Genomic DNA, 18,550 nt, shown 5'->3' with positions numbered 1-18,550 from the left:
CTCCACCAGCGTGCTCTTCGCCACCACGTTGGTTCTCATCGAGCTCGGTCGGCAACCACAAGCGAAGCTGCTCCCGCTGATCCTCGGAGTCGGCGCCTCGGTTCTGAAGAACCCTCTGGTTGGCGCACCAATCATCGGAGCGTTGATCGGCGTCGCGGGCATCAGGCTGCCCGAGAGCGTGCATGTGTTCCTCAGCCTCGGCAGCTCCGCGGCAAGCCCTTGCGCGCTGGTCGCGCTCGGTGTCTTTCTGGCCGAGCCCGGCAACTACGCCGGAACGAACACGGCACGCACGTCGGCCCTTATCTCAGTAAGCAAGCTCGTGCTGCATCCAGCGCTTACGTTGCTGATCGCCTACTACGTCTTTGCTCTGCCGGCCCAGCTCGTCTACGCGGCAACCCTGCTCGCGGCGCTGCCTACCGGCACCGGCCCTTTCATGGTGGCGCAGCTCTATCAGCTCGAGATGTCTGTCACCTCTCGCGCGATCTTTACCACCACCGGCATTGCGGTCTTTTCGCTGGCACTTCTTATGTATCTGGCGAGCCGCTTGGGTGTGGCAGGCGTTTCATAGATCCAAGCGCGCCTCCACGTGAGGGCGCCTCAATGAACATCACAGGAGGATGAAACGACCATGGTGAAACCTACCCTGTACGCAACGCTTGCGCTTCTCGTAAGCAGTATCTTCCCCGCACATGCGACTGAGGCAACGAAACGGTATATCCGGACGCCTACCGGGTTCCTTGTCGTGCTGCGCCAGGGAGACAACGTCATCGGCGAGCTCGAAAGCCTCGCCGCGCGCGAAAACCTTCCAAGCGCCAGTCTGGTCGGCATCGGCTTCCTGCGCAAGGTGACGTTCGGATTCTATGACTTCAGCTCGCGATCGTTCCTCCCCAAGACCTTCCATGACGTGGAGATCACCACGTTGAGCGGCAGCATCGCCTGGAAGAACGGCAAGCCGTCCATTCATGCGCATGGCGCCGTCTCCGGCCGCGATTTCCAAGTCGTCGGCGGCCATATTCTGGAGGCCGAGATCGGGACGGGTTCGGCGGAGATCACGATCGTCACGCACGATACGCAGCTTCAGCGCGCCATAGATCCCTCGATCGGCGTCAACGTCCTCGACCTCGGAAAGGAATGAAGCTCCGCCAAAGCGGAGTAACCTTTCGCACTCCGTGATGTAGATCAGCCGCTTAACGCGCCGGGTATCTCCATTTCTGCTCGGCCTCTTCCCAGGCCGCGAGGGGCTGCAGGTCCGGCACCCAGGCGAGACCGGACTTGGCATCGGACGAGACGGCTTCGGGCGAGACCACGACATCGACAAGCGCCGGACTGTTGGCGAATGCACGATCGAGGGCACCGGCGAGGTCCTCACCTTTCTCCACGCGCTCTGCATACATTCCGAACGCGCGTGCCATGGCCGCGTGATCGGAGAACTGCAGCTTCGTGCCGACGACCTTGCCGTGGGTGACCTTCTGGTCGTGAACCTCGATCTGCCACGCTCCGTTGTTGGCCACGACAATGACCACGGGCGAGCGATGGCGCACGGCAGTATCGATCTCGATCGCATTGAAGCCGAACGAACCGTCGCCGGTTGCCACCACGACCTGCCGGTTCGGGAAAGCGAGCGCCGCAGAGATGCCATAAGGCACGCCCACGCCGATGCAGCCGAAGGGGCCTGGATCCAGAACCGTCGATGCGGACAGCCCAACGCGGCTGAAGCTCAGGAAGTCTCCGCCATCGTTGACCAGGATGCAGTCATCCTTCAACCTGCTCTGCAGAACGGACAACAGGAAGTTGGGATGAATGCGCCCCTCCTCGTCAGGCGGCGCTGTTCTCATTACCTGCGCGAGCTTGCCTGCGCGCTGCTCATGCTCTGCGCGCAGGCCATCGGCCCACTGCCGGTCGACGTTTGATTTCCGGTTGCCGGCGGTCGCCACGAGCGCCGCAAGCGTGGCGGCGGGGTCGGCCAGCAGCTCGACGGCTCCGCGACGGTTGTCGCGCAGCTCCGAGGGGGAATCGGAGATGCGGATGAACTTGGCGTTGCCGTAGACCGCAGGCGAGCCGTACGCGAGCTGGAAATCGAGCCGTCGGCCGATGGTCACGACCACGTCCGCCTGCCCCATGACCTTTCCGCGCACGGCGTTGACAACGGAAGGATGCCCGTCCGGAACGATGCCGCGGCTCTCCCCGGTGTCCAGATAGACCGCGCCGAGACGGTCCAGAAACTGGATCAGCTCCGCGCCGGCACCTTTCGCACCGCGCCCGGAAATCACCAGGGGGCGTCTGGCGCCCCAAAGCAGGTCGACGGCTTGAGCGACCACGTCGGGCAGCGGAAGCTGCACCACGCGCGGCTTCGGCCGCAAGTGCTCCTCGAGCACAACAGCCGCGGGAACCTCGGCGCGCAGCGTATCCGTCGGAAAATCGAGATAGACGGGGCCGGGGTCTCCGCCGTGTCCGAAAGCACGCTCCACGGCTTCATCGAGCTCCTGCAGCACCAGGTCCGGCTTTCTCACCGTGCGCGCATAGCGGGTGATGGAGCGCACGAGGAGGGTGTGATCGATATCCTGCAGACTGCCGCGGTTCTCCTGGCCCGTAGGCGGCGTTCCAGACAGGACGAGCACGGGCGCGCGTGAGACGAAGGCATTGGCAATCCCCGTCATGGCATTGGTCACGGCCGGTCCTGCGGTCACGAGCGCAACGCCGATCTCCCCCGTTAGCTCCGCGTGTGCTTGCGCCATGTGCACGGCCGCACGCTCATCCCGCACGTCGATGATGCGGATCCCCTCTGCATCGAGCCGCATCCAGATCGGCATGATGTGACCGCCACAAAGCGCGAAAACGCGGCTCACGCCCCGCGCGCGCAGGAATTTCGCGATCAATGCGGCGGAGGAATTATCTGAGATAACCATAGTGCACACTCCCTGGTGCGTTTCGATCTATTCCGTCGTGCTCGTCGACGCCGGCGCCGCATCGCCGAACCTCTGACGCAAGATGCGGTGCAGAATCTTTCCTGTCGGCGTGCGCGGCATATCCGCATCCGAAACGAATATGATGGAGCGCGGTCGCTTGTAGCCCGCCATGCGCGCCTTGCACCAATCGAGGATCTCCGTCTCGGTGACGGTCTGGCCGGCATGCGCCACGATGATGGATCTGACAGACTCGCCCCACTTCTCGTCAGGCACTCCGATCACGGCCACATCCTTCACGGCCGGATGTGCGCCGATCACGCCTTCCACCTCGGAGGGGTAGATGTTCTCACCGCCGCTGATGATCAGGTTGCTCTTGCGATCGACGAGATGGATAAACCCGTCCTGGTCCCTGCGGCCCATGTCGCCAACCGAACACCAGGCCCCCCGGAAGGCATCCGCCGTCTTTTGCGGATCGTTCCAATAGCCGTCGAATACGAAGGGGGTCCGGGAAAAAAGCTCTCCGACCTCTCCATCCGGAACTTCATCGCCATTGGCATCCAGGAACTTTATGGCGCCGGTTCCACTCCATTCGCGCCCGACGGAGCCGAGCTTGTGGATCTGATCGTCCGGTCGCAGCAGCGTGACCCAGCCGGCTTCCGTCGATCCATAGAGCTCGAAGAGCCTCGAGTTCTGGAAATGCTTGATGATCGCCAGCTTCGTGTCCTCGCGGGCCGGCGCCGACGAGATCATCAGCTTCTCGATGGCACTTACGTCATGCCTGGCTTTGATCTCCTCGGGCAGCCCGAGCATCATGGTGAAATGGGTAGGCACAAGCGACGTGAAGGTGACTTTCTGCCGGGCCATGTCCCGCAGCACCGCCTCCGGATCGAAGCTCTTGCGATCATCGATCACGCACGTCGCGCCGAGATAGGAGAAGGTCAGGCTGAAATAGAGGGAGTTCGCGTGGCACATCGGCATAACGAATAGCCCGACATCGTTCTCCGAGAAGCCGAGATCGTACGCCGTCAGGATGGCGATAAGGGAGTTTGCGCCGTGCCGGCGAATTGCACCCTTGGGATTTCCGGTCGTGCCGGACGTGTACATGACGGCGAAAACGTCCTCGGGGCCAACCTCGACGGCAGGCGCTTCGGAAGACGCACCTTCAAGTAAAGCCTCATAGTTGAGCCATTCCGGCGCCTTCTCGCCGCCGAGAAGAATGTAGGACAGGTCCTTCAAATCGGGGCTGGACCGGATTGCGTCCATATTCTCCCTGAGATCGTTCTGCGCTACGACCGCGCGCGCATTGCAGTGCGTGAGAATGTAGGAGATCTCCCGTCCGACGAGGCGGAAGTTGATCGGCACGGCAATCAAACCCGCCCGCGACAATCCTACGTAAAGCTCCATCCATTCGACGGTGTTGTAGGCGTAGAGCGCGACGCGATCGCCCTTCCGCAGGCCGAGGGCGAGCATCGCGTTCGCGAGACGGCTGCACCGCTCGTCCCAGCGTGCGAACGTGAAGGATCGTTTGGAATCGCGGACACCGATCTTGTGGGGCCGGAGACGCGCGTGCGTCTTGATCATGTCTGAAATCGTGAGCGGGCCCATTCTCTTCCATCCCCATCGCGGTTCTCGCATGGCCAGTTCATTGGCTCTGTTTGTGTGATCCCTCTCGCCTCAATTGCGCAGCGGCTTGCCGCGCTCCAGCATGTGGGTGATCCGCTCCCTGGTTGCTGGCGTTGTGGCCAGCTCCAGGAAGGCTTCGCATTCGAGGCCGAGCACGTGCTCCTCGGGCAGCGGTTTGGTCGGATCGGCCGAGCCGCCCGAGAGGACCCAAGCGAGCTTCTCTCCGATCAGCCGATCATGAGGCGAGAGGCGACCGGCGAGCTCCGTCGTATCCAAGACGTTGACGAGCGCGGACGCGCCGGAGCGGCCACTCAATGTCAGGAGTTGTGGCTCTGGCGGGGCATAACCTTCGGACAAGCGGATTGCGGTAGCCTTGGCGTCCGATAGCAGCCGCTCTCGGTTCATTGTGATCCGGTCTGTAGGGCGTAGATAGCCGAGCCTGAGCGCGTCGAACGCGCTCGAGGAGATACGGGCGGAACCGATGACGTTGAACGCGTGGAGTGCCGGTGCGACCGGTCCGTGGGGCAGCTCCGGATTGGCGACCACCCGCAACAGCAGCTCGGTGCACCCACCCCAGGCAGGAATGACGCCGATGCTCGTTTCAACGAGGCCGGCTTGCAGCTCCGCGTGGGCCTGGATAGCATCACAATGCAGCGCGAACTCAAGACCACCGCCGACCGCGCGCCCCGCAGCCGCCGCAACGACCGGGAAGGGCGCGAACTTCAAGGCGCGGAACGCCCGTTGTCCGGCAACGATAAATGATCTGAGCGAATCCCGATTGTTTCTCTCTATAGCGTTCAAGAACAGGCGAAGGTCGGCGCCCGCGCTGAATACGGGCAGCTCGGTGCCGATGACCAGAGCGCGGAAATCGCGGCTCACGCGTTCCGTAAGCTCTTCGATGGAACGAAGAACATCAAAATTGAACGTGTTCATCTTAGACCGGAGCTCGAGGCAGGCGACCCCGTCGCCGAGGTCCCAGAGGCTCGCGGACTCCGATCCCGCGACGGGTTGCGCCGAGAGACTGAGGTCGGACAGGCTGATGCTTCCGTCTGGACGGGGAATGGATTGATAGGATTTTCCCGGCACGAGGTATGAGCGCCGGCCACTTGCCGATGTATAAAAGCCGCCCTCCCGCGCCGCTTCCTCAACAAGGGCCGGCGGCGTCATACCGCGCGCAGTCAATGCTTTGGCAAACCACGCTGCATCCAGACGATCGATCAGCTCGAACGGTCCTTCCTTCCAGCCGTATCCGAGGCGCATGGCCTCATCGATGTCGGCAATCGAGTCGGATATTTCCGGCACCAGTGTCGCGGCATAGGACAAAGTGCGCCGCATCACGGCGTCGGCAAGCTGGCCTCCCTTGGCGGCGTGCTGCATAGCAGCCCGCGGGGTGCCGACCGTTACGGACACGCTGCGGAGCGGCCGGTAGGTCTCCGAGATGAGATCCAGCGCTTCGCGGCCCTTGCGGTCGGGCGTCAGCCTGAAAAAGCCGGCTCCCGCCTTGCGGCCGGTACGCCGCTGCCCGATCATGCGCGCCACAAGCGGTGGCTCCGCATCGAAATCTTGAAAGGGATCAGTCGCGGGAAGCGCCTGTTGGAGACTGCGCAGCACCGACGGCATCAGGTCGATACCGATCAGATCGAGCAGGCCGAACAGCCCCGTTTCGGGGATGCCGAACGGCTTGCCGAGAAACGCATCCGCCTCCTCGATGTCGATACCGAGCTTGATCGCCTCGTTGAGCGCCACGCCCATCCAGTACGTGCCGATGCGGTTGGCGATGAAGCCCGGCGTGTCCTTGCAGCTCACAATCCCCTTGCCGAGACGCGTATGCGCAAACTCGGCGATGCGGCGTGTGACATCGGGGTTCGTCAAGGGACCGTCGACGATCTCGAGCAGGCGCATCCAGCGCGGAGGATTGAAGAAGTGCGTGATCAAAAAATCGGCGGAGAAGGACGGCGATCTCTGCTGCAGCAACGCGCCGAGCGGAATGGTCGACGTGTTCGACGAGACGATCGATCCTGGCTTCCGTTCGGATGCGATGGCCGAATAGACGGAATGCTTGACGTCCAGACGCTCCGCGACGGCCTCGACGATCCAGTCCGCATCCGAGATCAGGCGAATGTCGGTCTCGGACGATCCCGTACGCACACGCCCGGCAAACCTCGGATCCATGAAACCGCCGGATTTCACCTGGCGGGCGACACCGTTGGCCGCGACCGTTGGGTCGAGGTCGAGCAGCACGACATCGAGGCCGGCGTTGGCGAGATGCGCCGCGATACCGGACCCCATGATTCCTGCGCCGATGACGGCAGCACTGCGAATGTCGGTCATCAGGCGGCCTCGAGCACCATCGCCACGCCTTGCCCGCCGCCGACGCATTGCGTCGCCAGCGCATACTTCCCGCCGTCCCGTTGCAGCAACAGCGCCGCCTTGCCGACAAGGCGCGCTCCGGTTGCGCCAAGCGGGTGACCGATGGCGATCGCGCCTCCATCTCGATTGAGACGCGCCGGATCGATATCGAGATCGCGACAGCACGCGAGCACCTGGACCGCAAAGGCCTCGTTCATCTCGAGGATCCCGACGTCGCTCGGCTTTATACCCGCGCGACGCGCGGCTTTTCTCGTCGCGGCGACCGGGCCGATGCCCATGATCTCCGGAGCGCAACCCGAAACGGCATAGCTCGCGATCCGCGCTTTCGGCGAGAGCTTGTGATCGCGGATGAAAGTCTCCGAGCAAACGAGAACAGCCGACGCGCCGTCTGTGAGCGGAGATGAGTTCCCGGCCGTGACCGAGCCGTCCTCCGCGAAAGCTGTCTTCAACTGGGCAAGCTTCTCCAGAGTCGTCTGCCCACGCACGCAGCCGTCAGCTTCGACGATGCCGTCGTCCGCGAGAAAGGGAGAGATTTCCTCGCGCAGCTTTCCGTCCGCTTGCGCCGCGGCAGCCTTTCTCTGGCTTTCGAGTGCGTAGGTGTCCTGCTCCTGCCGATCGATTCCATATCGGGTGGCAAGGTTCTCCGCGGTCAGTCCCATGTTGAGGAACGCGGACCGGAGTGCCGCATCCCAGGACGGATTGGGCATGGGATTGAAACCCATCATCGGCACCCGCGTCATCGACTCGACGCCGCCGGCTATGAAGACATCGCCGGCACCCATGGAGATTGCCCCTGCCGCCGCCTGCACCGCCTGCATGGAGGAGCCGCACCAGCGGTTGACGGTCGATCCTCCGACGCTCAAGGGGAGATCGGAGAGGACTGCCACGGTACGACCGATGTTGAGCCCTTGCTCGCCCTCGGCGAATGCGCAGCCGAGGATCACATCCTCTATCGTCTCGGGATCAATATCGGATTTCTTAACGAGCGCCTTGACCACGCTGGCGGCAAGGTCATCCGGGCGCACGCCGGCCAATGCCCCTTTGTGCGCCGGAGTAAACGGAGTGCGAAGATAGTCGACGATGTACGCAGCGCTCATCGGTTGTCCCTCTTTGTCTGGCTGCCCAAGCTCAAGACCCATCCAACGCGTCGACCGCGAGTTGTGCGAAGCTGGCCGCCAAAAGCCCCGTTTTCGCCGCGTTCCCATCAGCCGCGTTGCCGGCCTTCGCCCGGGCCGCGATGCCCTCGAAGATGACCGCAAACCGGAACAGCGCGAACGCCATGTGGAAGCTCGTCATTCGCTGACCGTGCCGGGCAAGCCCGTAGTAGACGTCTTCGAACTCGTGCTGATCGGGAATGCCGAGCGCTCTGATGTCGTGGTCTCGCAGACCACCGTACTCGTCGGAACTCGAATGCCAGGCAATGCAGCAATGGGCGAGATCCGCGAGCGGATGGCCAAGTGTCGACAGCTCCCAATCGAGAACGCCGGCAACGCGCGGCTGATCGTGATGAAAAATGGCGTTTCCGAGCCGATAGTCTCCGTGCGCGATCGCCGTCGTCTCATTGTCGGGAACCGACTTGGGAAGCCAGTCGATCAGCCTTTCGATATTGCGGTCATCCCGCGTCTGGGAGAGCGTCCACTGCTTCGTCCATCGGCCGACCTGGCGCGCAAAGTAGTTGCCAGAGCGCCCATAATCCGAGAGCCCGAGGGTCAGGAAATCGACATTGTGAAGACGCGCAAGCGTTTCCGCCAGCGAGTTGTACATGGGGCGCCTGAGCTCGAGCGCAACGCCCGGGAGCGCGCAGTCGTGATGCACCTGCCCCGAGATTCGCTGCATGATGTAGAATGGCGTGCCAATGACGCTGGGATCGTTGCAGTAGAGGATCATTCGAGGCACCGGCACGTCCGTTTGCGCCAGGGCGTGCATCACACGGTATTCGCGATCGATGGCATGAGCGGACGGCAATAGCTCGCCGGGCGGCTGCTTTCGCAGGACGAGATCGGCATTGTCGTACGAAACGAAGAATGTGGGATTGGACTGGCCGCCCGCAATCTTTTCGATACGAACATTGCCCACCAGCTCCGTTATCTGTGCACGCAGATAGCGGTCGAGCTTCCCAGCCGGCAACTCGATGGTGGCGTCCGTCTGCGGTGTTCTCGTGTCTGCCATTCCGCTCCCCATGAGGCCGGCTTACTTCGCCGCATGATCGCATGCGGCCGCCGGCGGCCCCTTGGCCGGCCAGTCCCAGAAGGGCTTTTCCTTGTCCTTCGCCAACAGGCGGCTCAACACCATCCGGTGGACCTCGTCGGCGCCATCGACCAGCCGGGCCTGTCGCGCGTAGCGATAGACCCATTCGAGGATCGTATCCTTGGAGTACCCCCGCGCTCCGTTGACTTGGATGGCCGTGTCCGCGGCCTGATTCAGCACGCGCGCGACGACGACTTTGGCCATCGAGATCTCCTTGCGCGCATGGTCACCTTGATCGAGCTGCCAAGCGGCTTTGGCCACGAGCAGACGCCCGATCTCGATGTTCATCGCCAAGTCGCCGAGCATCATTTGGATGCTTTCTCGGTCCGCCAGCCGCGTGCCGAATGCGTGGCGCTCCGCAGCATAGTCTTGCGCGATCGCGAGGCACCGCTTGGCAAGCCCGAGCCATCGCATGCAATGCGTAAGACGCGCCGGCCCGAGCCGGATCTGTGTGACCTTGAGTCCCTGACCTTCCCCAAGCAGGACGTTATCCGCCGGAACGACCAGATCGTCGAATTCCAATTCGCAATGCCCGCCGTGTTCCTCCGGACCCATGATGGGTATGCGCCGCGCTATTCTCCAACCCGGTTGGTCCTTGTCGAAGAGAAACGCCGTCAGGCCGTGCCGGACGTCATCCGACGTGCGCGCAATGACGATGAAATGGCTGGCCTCGGCTGCGCCGGTAATGAACCACTTCCTTCCCCGGATGACATATTCGCTGCCGCGCCTGGTGGCAGTGGTCATGATCATGCCCGGATCGGACCCGCCGCCCGGATGAGGCTCGGTCATCGCGAACGCCGAGCGGACGTTTCCATCAGCGATCGGACGCAGCCATCGCTCGCGTTGCTCAGGAGTCCCGACCGCCTGCAACAGCATCATGTTGCCGTCGTCGGGCGCCGCGCTGTTGAATGCCGCCGGACCAAAGATCGAGTGGTTCATGGCTTCGTAGCACACCGCCATCTCGACCTTGGACGAGCCGACGCCGCCGTATTCCGGGCGGAGCTGGAGGCACCAAAGGCCTTCGCGTTTCGCTTTCTCTCTGACGCCCTGGAGCAGATCGAGCCGGATGTTATCGTGGGCGTCGAAACTGGCGGGGTCGCTTTCCAAGGGAATGAGCTCGCGCTCGACGAACTCGGCGATGCGGCGTCGATAGTGCTCGGAGCGGGCGGGAATACGAAAATCCACGATCAAAGCCTCAGAGTGATGAAATGACATGCCCGCCGTCGACCACGAGCTCCGAGCCCGTAATGAAGGAACCGGCATCCGAACAAAGCAGAAGCAGCGCGCCGTCGAGCTCATCGGCGCGCCCGAGACGGCGAAGCGGAATGCGTCCGATCAAGGCCTTTCCAGGCTCGCTTTGGAAGAATTCCGTATTGAGATCGGTTTCGATGTAGCCGGGACAAAGCGCGTTGACGCGGATGCTGTCGCGCGAAAGCTCGAGCGCGAGGGCCTTGGTCAACTGTACGACACCCGCTTTCGACGCGGCGTATGCGGGCACGCGAGCCGCGACTCGAATGCCCAGTATCGAGGCGATGTTGACGATAGACCCGCCGCGCCCTCGCTCTTTCATGCGCCGAGCGGCCTCCTGCGCAACGAGGAAAACACCCTTCAAGTTCGTATCGACGACGAAGTCCCACTCGTCCTCTGACACGGCAAGCGCCGCCTTTGTCAGGGCTACGCCCGCATTGTTGACGAGGATGTCAAGGCCAGAGCCGACATCGGCCGTCTCCACGGCGGCCCTTGCGGAGTCATGGTCCGTCACGTCGAGACTGACCGCAATTGCCTCGCCGCCCAGGCTGCGAATCTCCTCAGCGAGGCTTTGCAGCGGCTCGCTCCTCCGTGCAGCGACAACCACCTTCGCGCCAGCGCGGGCTAGCACAATCGCAAAGTGCCGCCCGAGGCCCGATGAGGCGCCCGTGACCATGGCAACACGGCCCGTCAAGTCGAATGGGTCCTTCATGGCAAGCGCGGAACATCCCCAGCCATACAAGCACCCAAAAACTGAGCGAGCGCTCGATCTTTGATAACAACTAGCGGAAAGTGCAGACAATAGCAATGGGCGGATGGTGCTTTTGCATCCTGCGAACTATGATCGGCGCCACCCGGAAGGCGAGAGACGACGGAGGGGACCGCCTTTATGCACGTGACACACACGAACCAATCGAGCCGACGGCCGACAGTCGCGCCCATGCGAACCCTGAAGGCATTTCAAGAGGAGTTTGATCTCTCGACGAAATTTCTCTGCGCCCGCATGTTCGACCGCCACAGGGAGACGATCCGCACCCAGAAACGTCATGTTGCGGTCGGCAACCTCGTTCGAATCACCAAAACGACATTGGCGCTCTCGAACCGCACCGGATTTCACTCGATGAGCCTGCGGGACCTTGCCTCGGAGTCGGGCCTGAGCATGGGCGCGCTCTATAACTATTTCGACAGCAAGGACACCTTGCTGCTCATGATCCTCGGGGAGGTTGCCGCCGCGGTTAAGGAAACGCTCAGCTCTCCGCCGCAGGCGCTGGAGCACGATCCCCTGAACCGCCTGCGCTGGCTGCTCGAAACGCATGTCTATCTGACCGAGACCATGCAGCCGTGGTTCGTCTTCGCCTACATGGAGGCCAAGGCCTTCTCCCGCGAAGGACGGGAGCTCGCGGTGAGAAGCGAGCTTGCAACTGAGGCGCTGATTGCTTTCGCGCTTGCAGACGGCGAGGCTCAGAGCGTTTTCGTCGTCGACGACATCGATCTGACGGCAGCAATCATCAAGCCTTTGCTCCAGGATTGGTATGTGAAACGGAGCAAGTATCGAAGGCGCGGCGTTTCCGCGGAGCAGTATGTGCGCGCCATCACCTCATTCGTAGAGGCGGCGCTGACAAGATAGGCGCATTTTTTTTGCTTCCCGATGCAGCCTCAGCCGTTCAGCCCTACAAATGCGTCGGCGGGATGATTCCAAACCGCTTCATCTGTCGGTAGACGGAGGTGCGGCAAAGCCCCAACTCCGCGGACACCGCTGTAATGTTCCACTTGTTCCGACGCAGGCAATCGCGCAGCCGTTCTGCCGGCTCGCGCATTCCAGAGTGGGCGTCGGATACGGGATAGGGACCGGAGACGGCGAACGCATGAGAGACGACCGGCGGCGCCCTCTCTCCCCTAAGCTCGGGCGGCAACTGATCGACGAAAATCCCATCGTCCGAGATCGCCAGGGCAAATCTTATGGCGTTGCGCAACTCCCGCACGTTGCCAGGCCAAGGGTACCGCACGAGCAAGGCCATAGCGGCCTCATCGATCCAAGCGCGGCACCCGAGTTGTTTGGCCTCCTGCTGAAGCACGCGATGGATGATGTATTCCTTGTCCTGACGATCACGCAACGGCGGCAGAACCAGCGTTGCGCCGCAGAGACGATAATAGAGATCCTCTCGAAAAATGCCGTCGGACACCAGCTTCCGCAGATCCCTGTGAGAGGCGGAGATGACGGTCAGGTCGATGCGGACGTGACTGTCGGCTCCAAGGGGAAGCACCTCGCGCTCCGAGAGCACGCGCAACAGGCGCGTCTGGAGATGCAGGGGCATGTCGCCGATTTCGTCGAGGAACAAGGTGCCTCCGCTCGACCGTTCGATCAGCCCCTGCATTCCCTTGCTGCGCGCACCGGTGAAGGTTCCGGCCGTATATCCGAACAGCTCGCTTTCAATGAGGGATTCAGGAATTGCGGCGCAGTTGACGGCAACGAATGCCTTCTTTGCGCGCGCGCTGGAATCGTGCAGCGCCTTCGCCAGCACCTCCTTTCCGGTGCCGGTTTCCCCCTGGATTAGGATGTTGACGTTCTTGTTGACCAGCCGCCGCGCATGGTCGAGAACCCTCTTCATCTCCTTGTCGTCGCTTGCGATCTGACTGAGCGCCGGATACTCGGGTAGCTGAGTTTTCCCTGTGCGCACGCTGGCCCTCGCCTCGCGAGGCGGCGACGCCGATACGAAAAGCGTAGTGTTGTCCAGCGTTCTCAAAAGCGTGGGTTCGACAGACGACTGCGGCTTCATCATTTGCCAGATGTCGCCATATCCGCACCGAAACAGCGTCGTAAGGTGCTTGCCGGTCGGATTGCTTATTTGCGGCACGCCGGACGCTACATCGAGGAGCCTGCGCGCACCCATATTGGCTCCGACAACGACTCCATCCGCATCGACAGCGATCAGGAGGTCCGTCGATACGTCGACCAGCTCGCTCGCGCGTGCGAGCTTCAACACCCAGTAGTTCTTGAAATGCTGAATGAAGGTCGCGCTGTCGATCAGACTTGCGAACTGACTTGCCCACACGCGAGCAGCAGTACTTTCTCCGTGTTCGCCGGGAGACGGTATCGTTGATACGTTGAGGACGCCTAAGAAGCTGCCGTCAGGCGCGTATAGCGGCGCGCTGCCGCAACTGAAGCCTGTCTGAGTGACATGGAAATGCTCATCGAGATGACAGCTTACGGGGCCTTGCTCGACAATGCAGGTGCCGATGCCGTTCGTGCCGGTGATGTCCTCGCTCCAGTTCGCTCCAGCCATGAGGCTGGCATCCGTAGCCTCCTGCATCCACGACTTGTGGCCGACGAAATCGACGATGACGCCCTCGGCATTGGTGAGAATGACATACCCGCACTCGAAACTGCCTTGCGCCAGCTTCTCCATGCAGGTGCGGGCGATGGTCCCGAACTCGCCGAGCTGGTCGCGGACGCGCGAGAGCCCCTTCGCCGTCTCGACATGGGCCTGATGGCGTGACGTCGGATTAAGTTTATGGATGTTCACACAGCGGTGCCACGACCGCCTGATCGCGTTTGCATTGTCACCGTGCAGCGCCGGTGGGGGCTCGGAACCTGCGATCCGCAGGATCTGGTCGGCGTGAGATCGGGAAGATTTCACCGCCGTGTCTCCCTGTTGCATAACGTTTCTCGGGTGCGGAGGATGAGCCCGCGCCCCTTGGCGTGCCGGAGTATGTCCAGTGACGCAACAAATTTACACCTGTTGTATCCCATGTTGCGACCACCGGCAACCGAGCGCTCGCTCGTTTTTTGATCAGAAGAGGTCCAATTCACCGGATCAATCTGCAGTTTCCGGGATTTTGCGCAGAACGGACGGGGAAAGACAACGTTACAAGTGTAGCGCGGAATGCAACACCTGCAAACACTTGACGGAGTTCTCCAACGTGAGCTGATAACGACTGTATGACGGCACTTTCAGCGGTCATTGCCTCTGGCACGTGTTTTGCGAACACCGTTCTGATCAACGGATACGGAACTCTCTCGGACCTCACGTGACGAGGTTCGCAGCGCACTGCCCGCGACAGCGGAAGGGTCGCGGTGCAATCAGGGCAAGGCCATCATCATCAATGAAAGCGAAAACCATTCCTCTCTCCTGTCCCACCGGAAACGACATGGATTTCGATCTGTTTCGGTTGGCGGCGCCTTGGCCGGTCGAGCAGGAGATGCTGCCCACGCTGTCGGCAAGCGTTGATGCGTTGCGCCCCCAAACGCGCCGCGTCCTATCCCTGCTCGTCGAGGGTCATTCGAACAAGGAGATCGCGTGGCGACTCTCGCTACAGGAATCGACCGTCAAATCGCATATCACGACCATCACAAAAGCACTTGGGTGCAGGAACCGAACTCAGGCTGCGTTGATCGCCTTCTGCGTGGTCTGCAACTTGCCTTCTCAGGCCGCCAAGCTCAGAGCCATCATCGACTCGCGCGCGCTGCGGACCCCGAGCAATCCGAAAGGCTAGTCACGGCGCGGCATATAAATCTGCTATTTGCTAAAGTGGGAACGACCGCAAGAATTCATTTGGCTGGCGGTTTCGGTGGCGTTTGAGGTGTCTGGCGTTAACACGCGAGCGGGACGATCGACAAAACCATCTCCTCATTCCTTGACGCTCACATCGATCGTTTTGCGCCCCGCCCGGCGAAAGGTGACCTGGCAACCATACGTGTCGCCAGCCTTTGTCGGGCCGATGATCTTGAGCAGGACGAGGTGGTCCCCGCCCGGCTTCAACTCAGTATTTCCCGAAGCGGCGATGGCGATCGACTTCACCTCTCGTGTTGACGGCGCCCCTTCTCCGTAGTCCGTCGTGCGCTTCTCGGTGAAATGCGCCACAGACGGGCATTGAAAGCGCAGGAGATCATCCGCCTCGCCGGAGTTTGTGATCGTCATATAGATCGGCAGGTCAGTGCTCCTCTCGCCGACCGGCGACCAGGCTTGGAAGATCTCCAATGTGCTGGCGACGACAGGGGCTGTGCCGGACACGGCAAAGGCGAGCGCTACCGCAAGTCTCTTCATTTCTTTCGTTTCCTCGGCGTTCCGATGTCGGGCTATTTGATCGAGTGGACCTCGATCTTGGCGGTGCTGACGAAATCTTTGAGCTCGCCGTGTAGCGGGCGATAGAAATCGCGATGTACAACGATGTCCTTTCCGTCGACTGTTTTGCTGCACCGCTCGCGGATGAATAGGCCGCCGATAGGCGCCTCATCGGAGCCCGGCTGCCGTCTCTCACAGGTCCAACCGTCGTCTCCGTAGAAGCTCATCGCCTGGCGACCGAGCATGTGAGCTTTCTTGCGTAGAAAGAGCCGGGTGTTGTTGTCGGTTTCGATATCGAGCCCGACAACACGTTCCGTATGGTCGATCAGCAGCGTCAGAATGACGGGATGGCCGCCCACCTTTGTACCCCTGTACTTGTCGTCCAGGGAACCAAGCACATTCGTCTTCTCGTCGAACTCAAAGTGAACGGCGTGGCGGCCGTACCCGTCGACCGCGCACTGCTTGTAGTCGAACCATGAGGCCAACGTTTTCTCGGCCTCGGTCGCGCATCTGAGATTGACGTAGCCGCCTGCCGGGATCTCTCCCAGCTTCATTCCTACACGGAGATCACGGAGATCTGAGCGGACGGCGGAAGTATCGGCGCCAAGCATTGATTGAGGCGCGACGCATGTGATGGCCAGAGCGAAGCACGCTAAGGGGCCCCACCTGCGGTGCATTTCGTGAGAAGACCAGCCTATCACTTCGAGACCTTATCCGGGTCGCTCTTGACGGATGATTGGTGGGAGGGCTTGAAGTCACGGCAATTTTGGGAGTTCTCCCCCCAATATTCCGCGCACTCGCTGAATGTCGGCTCGCCCTTGCCCTGAAGGTATGTCTTCACGTACTCGGCGACCGCCGCTATCTCGTCGTTGCGGAGCATGGCGTTGGCCTGCATCGGAAACTCGATGTCGGGCGTATCTTTCGTGATGCCGTAGCACGACCCATCCTTGTAGGGATCGCGAACGTGCGACGGCATACCCGTTCCGGGCCGACCGCACTGGATAACTTCCACAAGTTGCTCGACGTCGAGATGTGTGGCGCGGAGGGACATCGCCGCCCCTCCATAACCTCCTCCGCCGTCCCCATGCCACTTGTGGCAGCCGGAGCAGGCCGATTTGTACACCGTCTTTCCGAGCCGAAGAGTGCGGCTCGTGGGAGGCGTCCCCTGCTCCGCCGCGGAAGCGGCTGCAACGAGAGCAGGGGACGCAAGCGCAGTGGCAAACAGAGCCGCGAAGGCCGCGTTTCGCATCATTCGGTCTTAGTCTCCCAATGCGAACGCATAGAGCATGGAACTCGGCTGGATGTCCTTGAGCTCCGGCGTGGAGTCGACGAACCACTTCGGCCAAGCCCCGCCAAGCCCTACGGCGATGGCGATGTACTGCTTGCCGTCGACGCTGAACGTGATCGGCGGTGCGTTGACGCCGGAGCCGGTCTCGAATGTCCAAAGCTCCTCGAGGGTCTTTGCGTCATAGGCGCTGACCTTGCCGTCGGGGTGGCCCGTGAAGACAAGATCCGGCGTGCTGAGCATGCCGCCCAGCATCGGGAAGGGAACCTCGATCTTCTTGGCGATCTTGCCCGAGGTGACGTCGAGCGCCACGACGCTGCCCGTGATGCGCTCGTGCTGCTTGGGTCCGCCGCCGGTAAAGAACTCCTTGGCTTTATAGCTGCCCGGCTTGGTGGGCGTGACCGTCAGTTGGTTGCAGCTCTCGATGGTGGGAATGTAGAGCAGCTTTAGGTCCGGATTGTAGGAGGTCGGCGGCCAGTTCTTGCCGCCCATGTTTCCAGGGCAGGCGGTGCCGACCAGATTGGTCCGATTGGGAGCGCCGAGATAGGGCTGGATGTCCTTCTTCGGGTCGTACTCCTGCGGCTTGCCGGTCTTGGGATCGATACCCTTGGTCCAGGATACGCGGTTCACGAACGGCGATGCCCACAGGAAGTCGCCACTCTCGCGGTCCAACGCATAGGCAAAACCGTTGCGATCGGCCTGAAGCAGGATCTTCTTGCCGCCATCGGGCAGATCGACCAGCACGCGCTCAGCGACGCTGTCGTAGTCGAAGGGATCGTTCGGTGTGTGCTGGAAGTACCATTTCACCTTGCCCGTATCGGCATCCAAGGCCAACGTGCTGTTGGTAAAGAGGTTGTCGCCCGGGCGATATTCGTGATCCCAATCCGGCCCGGGGTTGCCCGTTCCCCAATAGATGGTGTCGGTTGACGCGTCGTAGGTTCCCGTCACCCACGACGATCCACCGCCCGTCGCAGCGGCGTTGTAGTCGTCCTTCCAGGTCTCGCTGCCGGGCTCGCCTTTCGCCGGCACCGTGTAAGTGCGCCACAGCTCCTTGCCGGTTTTCAAGTCTGTGGCAGCGATCCACCCGCGGATGCCGAACTCGGCACCCGCAACACCTGTGATCGCCATATCTTTGATGATCAGCGGCGCCGCAGTAATGGTCTCTGCCTTTTCCGGGTCGGCAAGCGTAGCGATCCATGCCACCTCGCCGTCCTTCTTGGTTGTTGCGATGAGCCTGCCGTCAATGACGTGCGAGATCACCAGGTCCTGCCAAAGGGCTACTCCGCGGTTATTCACTCCGCAGCACGTCACGGCGCCGGCCCAATCCCGATCGGTCTTGGGATCCATTTTCCAAACCAGCTTCGGCTTTGCGCCGTGTGCATCGATCTTGTAGACCGAGCCCCAGCCGTCGGCGAAGTAGAGGAAACCGTCCTCGACCAGCGGGGTGCCGGTGAGGCCGCCGTGCGTCCACATTCCGCCGCCTTCGATCCCGCCGAGCGCCAGCGTCCACGCGACCTTGAGCCCCTTCACATTGTCAGCCGTGATCTGGTTCAGCGGGGAAAAACGATGGGCCTGATAGTTCTTGTGATGGGTAATCCAGTTCTCCGGCTCCTTGTCCGCGTTGAGCAGTCGCTCGGCCGAAACCGACTTCTCCTGAGCGAATGCCGGCGAAACGCACGACATCGATAGCGCAACCAGAGAGGCTGCGAGGCGATAGGACTTCATTGTTCCTCCCACAAATTTTTCCTGCCAGCAGCGGCGCCATGACTCGCAGGACCGCGGCTGATTACAGATTTCGGTCTTCCTGG

The 18,550-nt window shown here is 61.7% G+C and carries 16 protein-coding genes; 4 read left to right on the top strand and 12 right to left on the bottom strand.

Features of this window, described 5'->3' with window-relative positions; genetic code table 11:
• Both IT540_RS19185 and IT540_RS19180 read left to right on the top strand, forming a co-directional pair.
• On the top strand, positions 1 to 568 hold a 568-nt coding region (locus tag IT540_RS19185), incomplete at its 5' end, for an AEC family transporter (protein ID WP_291181416.1).
• Between the two features lie 60 nt (positions 569 to 628).
• On the top strand, positions 629 to 1,135 hold the full coding sequence (locus tag IT540_RS19180) for a PPC domain-containing DNA-binding protein (RefSeq protein ID WP_291181414.1): 507 nt from the start codon (positions 629 to 631) through the stop codon (positions 1,133 to 1,135).
• Between the two features lie 52 nt (positions 1,136 to 1,187).
• Here IT540_RS19180 and IT540_RS19175 read toward each other — a convergent pair whose 3' ends face one another.
• The 7 genes from IT540_RS19175 to IT540_RS19145 all read right to left on the bottom strand — a co-directional run bounded on the left by IT540_RS19175 (position 1,188) and on the right by IT540_RS19145 (position 11,106).
• Entirely contained in the window at positions 1,188 to 2,906 is a 1,719-nt protein-coding gene (locus tag IT540_RS19175; protein WP_291181412.1) for a thiamine pyrophosphate-binding protein, read from the bottom strand.
• 27 nt (positions 2,907 to 2,933) lie between these two features.
• Positions 2,934 to 4,487, bottom strand: a complete 1,554-nt coding sequence (locus IT540_RS19170) for an AMP-binding protein (protein WP_291181410.1) — start codon at positions 4,485 to 4,487, stop codon at positions 2,934 to 2,936.
• Positions 4,488 to 4,580: 93 nt separating this feature from the next.
• Positions 4,581 to 6,860: a 3-hydroxyacyl-CoA dehydrogenase/enoyl-CoA hydratase family protein gene (locus IT540_RS19165; RefSeq protein ID WP_291181408.1), complete on the bottom strand. Its 2,280-nt coding sequence runs from the start codon at positions 6,858 to 6,860 to the stop codon at positions 4,581 to 4,583.
• Complete coding sequence (locus tag IT540_RS19160; RefSeq protein WP_291181406.1) at positions 6,860 to 7,996, bottom strand: thiolase family protein; 1,137 nt, start codon at positions 7,994 to 7,996, stop codon at positions 6,860 to 6,862. The genes IT540_RS19165 and IT540_RS19160 overlap by 1 nt, the downstream gene beginning before the upstream one ends.
• Positions 7,997 to 8,027: 31 nt before the next feature.
• Positions 8,028 to 9,068 carry a phosphotransferase family protein gene (locus IT540_RS19155; protein ID WP_291181405.1) on the bottom strand — a complete coding sequence of 347 codons (1,041 nt, stop codon included), beginning with the start codon at positions 9,066 to 9,068 and terminating at the stop codon, positions 8,028 to 8,030.
• A gap of 21 nt (positions 9,069 to 9,089) precedes the next feature.
• Positions 9,090 to 10,331, bottom strand: coding sequence for an acyl-CoA dehydrogenase family protein (locus IT540_RS19150; RefSeq protein WP_291181404.1), 1,242 nt, complete (start codon positions 10,329 to 10,331; stop codon positions 9,090 to 9,092).
• A 10-nt stretch (positions 10,332 to 10,341) separates the two neighbouring features.
• On the bottom strand, positions 10,342 to 11,106 hold the full coding sequence (locus tag IT540_RS19145) for a glucose 1-dehydrogenase (protein WP_291181403.1): 765 nt from the start codon (positions 11,104 to 11,106) through the stop codon (positions 10,342 to 10,344).
• Between the two features lie 228 nt (positions 11,107 to 11,334).
• Between IT540_RS19145 and IT540_RS19140 the strand changes: the two genes are divergently transcribed.
• Positions 11,335 to 12,021 (top strand): TetR/AcrR family transcriptional regulator, encoded by a 687-nt coding sequence (locus IT540_RS19140; protein ID WP_291181402.1) that lies wholly within the window; start codon positions 11,335 to 11,337, stop codon positions 12,019 to 12,021.
• Between the two features lie 43 nt (positions 12,022 to 12,064).
• On the opposite strand, the gene IT540_RS19135 is transcribed toward IT540_RS19140, so the two are convergent.
• Positions 12,065 to 13,918 carry a sigma-54-dependent Fis family transcriptional regulator gene (locus IT540_RS19135; RefSeq protein WP_291181401.1) on the bottom strand — a complete coding sequence of 618 codons (1,854 nt, stop codon included), beginning with the start codon at positions 13,916 to 13,918 and terminating at the stop codon, positions 12,065 to 12,067.
• 625 nt (positions 13,919 to 14,543) lie between these two features.
• Between IT540_RS19135 and IT540_RS19130 the strand changes: the two genes are divergently transcribed.
• Positions 14,544 to 14,888: a helix-turn-helix transcriptional regulator gene (locus tag IT540_RS19130; RefSeq protein ID WP_291181400.1), complete on the top strand. Its 345-nt coding sequence runs from the start codon at positions 14,544 to 14,546 to the stop codon at positions 14,886 to 14,888.
• 134 nt (positions 14,889 to 15,022) lie between these two features.
• On the opposite strand, the gene IT540_RS19125 is transcribed toward IT540_RS19130, so the two are convergent.
• The 4 genes from IT540_RS19125 to IT540_RS19110 all read right to left on the bottom strand — a co-directional run bounded on the left by IT540_RS19125 (position 15,023) and on the right by IT540_RS19110 (position 18,467).
• Complete coding sequence (locus IT540_RS19125; RefSeq protein WP_291181398.1) at positions 15,023 to 15,439, bottom strand: copper chaperone PCu(A)C; 417 nt, start codon at positions 15,437 to 15,439, stop codon at positions 15,023 to 15,025.
• Between the two features lie 32 nt (positions 15,440 to 15,471).
• Positions 15,472 to 16,068: a hypothetical protein gene (locus tag IT540_RS19120; protein ID WP_291181396.1), complete on the bottom strand. Its 597-nt coding sequence runs from the start codon at positions 16,066 to 16,068 to the stop codon at positions 15,472 to 15,474.
• 86 nt (positions 16,069 to 16,154) lie between these two features.
• Positions 16,155 to 16,706, bottom strand: a complete 552-nt coding sequence (locus IT540_RS20860) for a c-type cytochrome (RefSeq protein WP_366030338.1) — start codon at positions 16,704 to 16,706, stop codon at positions 16,155 to 16,157.
• A gap of 9 nt (positions 16,707 to 16,715) precedes the next feature.
• Positions 16,716 to 18,467, bottom strand: coding sequence for a PQQ-dependent dehydrogenase, methanol/ethanol family (locus IT540_RS19110; RefSeq protein ID WP_291181394.1), 1,752 nt, complete (start codon positions 18,465 to 18,467; stop codon positions 16,716 to 16,718).
• Positions 18,468 to 18,550: the final 83 nt, after the last annotated feature.

The organism is Hyphomicrobium sp. (assembly GCF_020852195.1).
In the GTDB taxonomy this organism is placed as follows: Bacteria; Pseudomonadota; Alphaproteobacteria; order Rhizobiales; family Hyphomicrobiaceae; genus Hyphomicrobium_C.
Note: the sequence above shows the minus strand (reverse complement) of the source record. Positions and strands in the feature narration are given on the sequence as shown.

Coding starts and splice junctions, on each gene's coding strand:
- IT540_RS19180 (WP_291181414.1), top strand. CDS start 629: ATGGTGAAACCTACCCTGTACGCAACGCTTGCGCTTCTCGTAAGCAGT.
- IT540_RS19175 (WP_291181412.1), bottom strand. CDS start 2,906: ATGGTTATCTCAGATAATTCCTCCGCCGCATTGATCGCGAAATTCCTG.
- IT540_RS19170 (WP_291181410.1), bottom strand. CDS start 4,487: ATGATCAAGACGCACGCGCGTCTCCGGCCCCACAAGATCGGTGTCCGC.
- IT540_RS19165 (WP_291181408.1), bottom strand. CDS start 6,860: ATGACCGACATTCGCAGTGCTGCCGTCATCGGCGCAGGAATCATGGGG.
- IT540_RS19160 (WP_291181406.1), bottom strand. CDS start 7,996: ATGAGCGCTGCGTACATCGTCGACTATCTTCGCACTCCGTTTACTCCG.
- IT540_RS19155 (WP_291181405.1), bottom strand. CDS start 9,068: ATGGCAGACACGAGAACACCGCAGACGGACGCCACCATCGAGTTGCCG.
- IT540_RS19145 (WP_291181403.1), bottom strand. CDS start 11,106: ATGAAGGACCCATTCGACTTGACGGGCCGTGTTGCCATGGTCACGGGC.
- IT540_RS19140 (WP_291181402.1), top strand. CDS start 11,335: ATGCGAACCCTGAAGGCATTTCAAGAGGAGTTTGATCTCTCGACGAAA.
- IT540_RS19130 (WP_291181400.1), top strand. CDS start 14,544: ATGGATTTCGATCTGTTTCGGTTGGCGGCGCCTTGGCCGGTCGAGCAG.
- IT540_RS19125 (WP_291181398.1), bottom strand. CDS start 15,439: ATGAAGAGACTTGCGGTAGCGCTCGCCTTTGCCGTGTCCGGCACAGCC.
- IT540_RS19120 (WP_291181396.1), bottom strand. CDS start 16,068: ATGCTTGGCGCCGATACTTCCGCCGTCCGCTCAGATCTCCGTGATCTC.
- IT540_RS20860 (WP_366030338.1), bottom strand. CDS start 16,706: ATGCGAAACGCGGCCTTCGCGGCTCTGTTTGCCACTGCGCTTGCGTCC.
- IT540_RS19110 (WP_291181394.1), bottom strand. CDS start 18,467: ATGAAGTCCTATCGCCTCGCAGCCTCTCTGGTTGCGCTATCGATGTCG.